Source organism: Flectobacillus longus (assembly GCF_030056705.1).
GTDB classification, from domain to species: domain Bacteria; phylum Bacteroidota; class Bacteroidia; order Cytophagales; family Spirosomataceae; genus Flectobacillus; species Flectobacillus longus.
In genome coordinates this window covers 211,549-218,718 of the sequence record NZ_JASHIC010000010.1, presented here as the reverse complement: position 1 = coordinate 218,718, position 7,170 = coordinate 211,549, and the positions used below count along the sequence as shown (strand labels likewise).

The 7,170-nt window shown below is 38.3% G+C and carries 7 protein-coding genes; 6 read left to right on the top strand and 1 reads right to left on the bottom strand.

Features of this window, described 5'->3' with window-relative positions:
• Positions 1 to 608 precede the first annotated feature (608 nt).
• The 6 genes from QM491_RS08905 (at position 609) to QM491_RS08880 (ending at position 6,426) form a co-directional block, all read left to right on the top strand.
• On the top strand, positions 609 to 1,796 hold the full coding sequence (locus QM491_RS08905) for a Gfo/Idh/MocA family protein (RefSeq protein WP_374761249.1): 1,188 nt from the start codon (positions 609 to 611) through the stop codon (positions 1,794 to 1,796).
• 160 nt (positions 1,797 to 1,956) lie between these two features.
• A complete protein-coding gene (locus QM491_RS08900) occupies positions 1,957 to 2,892 on the top strand; it encodes a polysaccharide deacetylase family protein (RefSeq protein ID WP_283327149.1) in 936 nt (311 codons plus the stop codon).
• Positions 2,893 to 2,945: 53 nt separating this feature from the next.
• A complete protein-coding gene (locus QM491_RS08895; RefSeq protein WP_283327148.1) occupies positions 2,946 to 4,091 on the top strand; it encodes a Gfo/Idh/MocA family protein in 1,146 nt (381 codons plus the stop codon).
• 71 nt (positions 4,092 to 4,162) lie between these two features.
• Entirely contained in the window at positions 4,163 to 4,552 is a 390-nt protein-coding gene (locus QM491_RS08890; RefSeq protein ID WP_283327147.1) for a four helix bundle protein, read from the top strand.
• An 84-nt stretch (positions 4,553 to 4,636) separates the two neighbouring features.
• A complete protein-coding gene (locus QM491_RS08885; protein ID WP_283327146.1) occupies positions 4,637 to 5,689 on the top strand; it encodes a sugar phosphate isomerase/epimerase family protein in 1,053 nt (350 codons plus the stop codon).
• 302 nt (positions 5,690 to 5,991) lie between these two features.
• Complete coding sequence (locus tag QM491_RS08880) at positions 5,992 to 6,426, top strand: hypothetical protein (protein WP_283327145.1); 435 nt, start codon at positions 5,992 to 5,994, stop codon at positions 6,424 to 6,426.
• Here QM491_RS08880 and QM491_RS08875 read toward each other — a convergent pair.
• A complete protein-coding gene (locus QM491_RS08875) occupies positions 6,401 to 7,159 on the bottom strand; it encodes a glycosyltransferase family 2 protein (protein WP_283327144.1) in 759 nt (252 codons plus the stop codon). The genes QM491_RS08880 and QM491_RS08875 overlap by 26 nt on opposite strands.
• Between the last annotated feature and the right edge of the window lie 11 nt (positions 7,160 to 7,170).

Sequence of the window (7,170 nt, the reverse complement as noted above, 5' to 3'; positions counted from 1 at the left end):
GGCTTAAAACCTCGTTTTCTTAGAGGTAAATGGCAAATTATTTCTGATTCTATTATATCTTTGCTGAGTACGTAGTACATAAAAAGGTTGCTTTGGTATGGTTCGCAAAACAAATATCAGCAACCTTTTTTATTTCTTAAGCAAGTCTAGCAAAAGTCAAGATGACTTCGTTTAGCCTGTGGCATAAAGCATATAGCCTTCAACTGATAAAATTATATTAATTTTGCGCAATAATGTATCAAAAAGATACATAAAGTGACAATATGACAATAGTCGTATTTTTACAAAATTTACATTGGTATCAATGTCAGCTTTAGGCTGTAAGCCGTAGGCATTGGGCAAAAAATGTATTCATGATTTTTTAGCCTAATACGTATAGTTTAATGCCCATTGCAGGTGAAATTAAAGTAGTTGTGGATTAAAACATTCATCATTCACAACTCATAATTCATCTTTAATTAATGATCCATTATTCTAATTATATATATCAATTATCATTTCAACCTAAACTATTGAGCCTTTAGAACAAGCTGACCTTGATTAGTCAGCCGAGCCGTTCAGAAGCTCGATACCTAATTAACGAAAAAACAATGGCTAGAAAAATCAGAATGGGCATGATTGGAGGAAGTTTGGATGCCTTCATCGGAGCAGTTCACCGCAGAGGAGCCGCCTTAGATGGCGAAATTGAACTTGTTTGCGGAGCGTTTAGTTCAAATCCTGAAAAATCTAAAGCTACTGGTGAAGCGCTTTATTTACCAGCCAACAGAGTATATGACTCGTATGAGGAAATGATTCTGAAAGAAAAGGAACTTCCTGAAGGCGATCGCATGGATTTCGTTTCAATCGTTACGCCAAATCATGTACATTTTCCTGCGGCAAAATTTGCTATCGAAAACGGTTTCCATGTAGTAATGGACAAGCCGCTTACATTGACAATGGAAGAGGCAAAAGAATTGATAGAAATCGTTAAAAACTCTGGCTTATTATTCGCACTGACTCATAACTACACAGCTTATCCAATGGTAAAAGAAGCACGCCAATTGATAAAATCGGGTGCTATTGGACAAATCCGTAAAGTAATTGTTGAATATCCACAAGGTTGGTTATCTCAATTGGTGGAGGCATCTGGTCAAAAACAGGCTTCGTGGCGTACCGACCCAGCTCGTAGCGGTGCGGCAGGTGGTGTTGGCGACATTGGTACACATGCCGAAAACTTAGCTGAATATATCACTGGCTTACAAATCACCGAACTTTCGGCTGATCTCACTATCTTCGTTGAGGGACGTATGTTAGACGACGATGCTAATATTCTTTTGCATTTTGATAATGGAGCTAAAGGAATTTTGCATAATAGCCAGATTTGTAATGGCGAAGAAAATGACCTTAATATTCGTGTATATGGAGAGTTTGGTGGCTTAAAGTGGCGCCAGATGGACCCAAATACCTTGATTATGACTAATCAGGAAAATGGTTCTAAAATTATCCGTACAGGGGTGGGCAACTTGTCTCCTCACGCTCAGGCACATACTCGCCAGCCAGCGGGTCACCCAGAAGGATATATCGAAACCTTTGCCAGTATTTATCGTAACTTTACTTATGCACTACGTGCGCGTTGGGGTGCAGAAAGCAAATCTGGTACTGGTGGCGGTTTAGGAAAAGGTACTGGAGTAGACGGTTATGATCCAGACATCTATGACTTCCCAAGCATTGAAGATGGTTTACGTGGTATGGCTTTTATTCAAACAGTTGTGAAATCAGCAAATTCACCTGAAAGATGGACAAAATTTGAAATCTAGTAAGTAGTATCTCCAAGTCACAGATTTATGCTTGATGGCTTGGAGATATTCTGTAAATTTGAAGGCTATTAAAGGGGGCAACCCATAGAAAGTCATCTTTTTCTTTAATCCTTCATTACTTTTGTGCAAAAAGTTTGGAAAAAACTCGCTTGAGATTGTTATGAAATACTTCTTAACATGCCTGTTTTTAGGACTATTCTTTACATATCCATTGGCGCAAATATCTCAATATGAAGTATTTTTTGCCCAATATCATAATGAATTAGTCATTAGAAAATGGAAAGAGTCTGGTACTACCCAATATTTATTGATTAATCCAGAAAATCTCAAAACTCAGGTTCTGAACAATATTGAGGTTCAGCCAATGGAATGGAGCAATGTAATAAATGCTTTTGAAAAAACACCTTATATTCATGATTGGCAAATAGAAAAACATTGTGATTATGAGCTTCAAGATGCAGGAATTACAAAGGCAGATAGTACGCTCAAAGGTTTTAGTTTGACGATAGATTTATGCCCATCTAGCAAACCATTGACCAGAAGCTTTTTTCAAAATGTGATTAAAAGTTTTGAAATAAGCGAACGACCTGTTCCTCTGACCATTACGATTACAGGCATTTGGATGCAAAAACACCAAGATGACCTCAATTGGCTCAAGCAACAAGAAAAAGCAGGTAATTTGCGTATTACGTGGGTCAACCACAGTTATACGCACCGTTACGACCCCAAATTGCCTCTTACTAATAATTTCTTGCTGGAACACGGTACCAATATACTTTCAGAAGTTTTATTGAATGAGCAAGCTATGTTATCAAATGGACTTGTTCCTTCTATTTACTTCAGGTTTCCAGGTTTAGTGTCCGACAAAAGCATTTTCGATGAAGTTTTGGCTTTAGGGCTTTTACCTCTCGGAAGCGATGCTTGGCTAGCCAAAGGCGAGTCTATCAGAAATGGAAGTGTGGTATTGGTGCATGCCAATGGTAATGAGCCTTTGGGCTTAGCGCTTTTTCAAAGAATGCTCAGAAAAAATGAAGGAGATATCAAAAGCAAAAAATGGCTTTTATGGGATATTTCCAATTTACTATCCAAAGAGTAACCCTTTACAAAACAATAATTAATTATATCCCCAAAAAACAAATCGATTAACTCATGTCAAAAATCAAAGTAGGTGTCGTTGGTACAGGCTTTATTGGACCAGCTCACATCGAGGCCCTCAGAAGACTACCAAATGTAGAAGTAGTAGCACTTTGTGAAGTGAATATTGAATTAGCTACGGCTAAAGCTGCACAATTAGGTATCGAACGCCCATGTACGTTTGACCAATTGTTGGCTATGGAAGACATCGCTTGTGTACATATCTGTACGCCAAACTTCTTGCACTATTCTCAATCAAAGGCCGCTTTGTTGGCAGGTAAGCACGTTGTTTGCGAAAAACCATTGGCAAAAGACCTTCACGAGGCTGAAGAATTAGTAGCACTTGCTAAAGAAACAGGTTTGGTAAATGCTGTTCACTTCAACTTACGTTACTATCCATTGGTACGCCAAATGAAAACGATGCGAGAGAAAGGTGATTTAGGAGAAATTTACTCAATCATTGGTTCATATCTACAAGACTGGTTGTTCTACAACACAGACTATAACTGGCGCTTAGAACCAGACAAATCTGGTGATTCTCGTGCTATTGCTGATATTGGCTCACACTTGATGGATATCATTGAGTATATCACTGGTTTGAAAACTGTTGAGGTTATGGCTGATTTCAATACAGTTCATAAAACTCGTAAGAAGCCTTTAAAACCTGTAGAAACCTATTCAGGCAAAATGCTTCAACCAGAAGACTATGCTGATGTGACTATCACTACAGAAGATACCGCAAACGTATTGTTGCGTTTTGACAACGGTAATCGTGGTTCTGTAACGGTATCTCAGGTATCTGCTGGTCGCAAAAACCAATTGAAATTGGAAATCTCTGGTTCAAACAAAACATTTGCTTGGAACTCAGAAGCACCAAACGAATTGTGGTTGGGTAACCGTGATGCAGCCAACCAAGTGTTGATGCGTGACCCATCGTTGGCGTATGCAGAAGCAAGAGATATTATGACATTCCCTGGTGGTCACAACGAAGGTTTCCCAGATACTTCAAAACAATTGTTTAAAGAAGTATATGCGGCTGTAGCTGCTGGCAAACAACCAGAAAATCCAACTTTCCCAACCTTTGCGGATGGTTACAGAGAACTACTCATTTGTGAAAGAATCCTAGACAGCCACAGAAGCCAAAGCTGGACGAAGGTATAGTATTTAGTGAATGAGTGATTGGTGATTTAGTGATTAGCTAAATCACCAATCTTGTTTTACACCCTCAATTTATGGACAAACATTATCTTCCCAAAGAAGAGTTTGCTGAAATGATTTTTGTTCGCATCAAAGCATTTAGTCTTCGCTGTATGCCTTTATGTGATAATCTTTTCTTAAAAACTATTTCTGCTAAAAACATTGCCAAGCAATTAGCTCGTTCTTCTACTTCATCAGTAGCCAATTACAGAGCTGTACGAAGGGCAAGAAGTAGGAATGAATTTTATGCAAAACTTAGTATTGTTATAGAAGAGCTTGATGAAAGTATTTTTTGGCTAGAGTATTCTTTGGATGCCAAATTTTATGAAGAATCTAAAGTTAAAAGTCTCATAATTGAAGGGTATGAAATCTTGAAAATTCTCGCTAAAGCTAGAAAAACGGCAAGCGAAAATAAAAGTAATTGATAAAATACGATACAAAGATTCCATGATTTGTGATTAGTGGATAAAATCACTCATTCACAACTCGCTCAATCACTCAATAACAACATGAAAACAATCAAAGGGCCTGCTATATTTTTAGCACAATTTTTAGATAATGCTGAGCCGTTCAACTCACTTGATTCTATTACTTCGTGGGTAGCTGATTTGGGCTACAAAGGTGTTCAAATCCCTACTTGGGATGCTCGTGCGATTGACTTGCAATTAGCCGCGGAGTCAAAAACATATTGCGACGAATTGAAAGGTAAATTGGCTGATAAAGGTGTCCAAATCACTGAATTGTCAACGCATTTACAAGGTCAGTTGGTGGCAGTAAATCCTGCTTACGACGTAATGTTTGATGGTTTTGCACCAGATTCAGTAAAAGGTAACCCAAAAGCTCGTACCGAATGGGCTGTGCAGCAGTTGAAATGGGCAGCAAAAGCTTCTCAAAACCTAGGTTTGAACGCTCACGCTACATTCTCAGGTGCTTTGATGTGGCATACAGTATATCCTTGGCCACAACGTCCTGCTGGTTTGGTAGAACAAGGCTTTACCGAATTGGCTAACCGTTGGTTGCCAATCTTGAATGCTTTCGACGAAGCTGGTGTTGACCTTTGCTACGAAATTCACCCTGGTGAAGATTTGCATGATGGCGTTACATTCGAAATGTTTTTAGAAAAAGTAGGAGGTCACAAACGTGCTAACTTGCTTTATGACCCATCTCACTTTGTGTTGCAATGTCTTGACTACTTACAATACATCGATTTCTACCATGAGCGTATCAAAATGTTCCACGTAAAAGATGCTGAGTTTAACCCAACAGGTAAGCAAGGTGTATATGGTGGTTATCAATCATGGGTAAATCGTGCTGGTCGTTTCCGTTCGTTGGGCGATGGACAGGTAGACTTTGGTTCGGTATTCTCTAAATTAACACAATATGGCTACGATGGTTGGGCTGTATTGGAATGGGAATGTGCTATCAAAGATCCAGTTCAAGGTGCAACAGAAGGAGCCCCATTCATTGATTCACACATTATCCAAGCAACGTCAAAAGTATTTGATGACTTTGCAGGCGGCGGTGCTGATATCGAATTGAATAAGAAAATTTTGGGAATTTAATTTGATTCCTCATATTTAGCAGGCGAATGAATTCGCCTGCTATTTTTATTTACTACACCTACATAATCGTTTTAGAGAATATACGTCCTTTCATATCCATGCTTCTTGGATTATAGATTATCGAAAGCCTTTCTATGCAAATTTTGAAGAAATCGAAAGAGTAGAAAACAAAAATCAAATATTTGATTAAGGAAAATTAGTTTACTTTTAATGAAGAATTGTCAAGTTTTTTATATTTTTATTGTAAAATAATTAATAAAATATAATTTTTATTAACAATTCAACAATTAAACTATAAGTGTATGCAACTTTTTCAATCCGACCAAGAAATCGAAACATTAATCGAAAAATTCAACACTTGCTGTTTGCCTGCGGAGGCTTGGACACATGAGGCACATTTGGCGATGGGCGTTTGGTATTTGCGACAATATACGCTTACGCAAGCTATGTTATTGGTGCGCCAGCGAATTATTCTGTTCAACAGCTCTGTTGGTGGACCTGTGGGTTTTGAACGAGGATATCACGAAACACTTACTTGGTTTTGGCTTAAAACAATTGATGCCTTTCTCAATGAGTATGGACGTAAAAAAGTCCTATTAGATACCTGCAACGCATTTCTCGAAAGTCCGCGAGCCGATCGTAATAGGGCTTTGTTATTTTATCAAAAAGAAGAAGTAATGTCTTTAGAAGCCAGAGCTATGTTGGTATATCCTACCAATACTTCCCACCCTTGGTAATAATCAGTTTGATACCTCTAAAAAGAATTAAAATATGCGCCCAAATGGCTCCAAACACACCAAAATGCCTTTGTAATACTTTATAACGGTCAATTAGTGAGCGTTTGAGCTGTTTATTCGAAATACCACCCGTTAGATATTTTGCTACAACAAAATCCAAATAAACCACTTGTTGGGCTTTTTTAAGACAAGTAATTTCCCAATCTACATCAGCACTCAAGTTTTCTTGCCAGTACACAGGCGCTACTCTTTTGCTAGCAATAAATGATTGATGACACACTAGCATTCCCAAATTCATATCTCGCCATTGGAGGTTTTTAGGCAACCTATGCGGAGTTATCACCGAGCGCAATCCTTGAATTTCGCCCTCATTATTCACAAAATAGGTATCACCATATAGCACATCAGTTTCTGGCGTAATCTGTTGATATATTCTTTCAATGACAGTTGGGTCATTTATCTCATCACCAGCATTGACAAACCATACAAAATCACCGGTTGCCAAACGTTGTCCTTTATTCATGGCATCGTATAAGCCTTTATCGGGCTCTGAAACTAGCAAGTCAACTCGGGCACGATACTTTTCCGCTATGGTAAGCGTACTATCTTTTGACTTCCCATCAATGATAATATATTCAAAATCTTGGCGGGTTTGCGCCAAAATACTTTTGATAGTTCGTTCCAAAAATGCCTCAGCATTGTAAGTAATGGTTATTATTGATATTTTTCTCACAATCAAAAAAC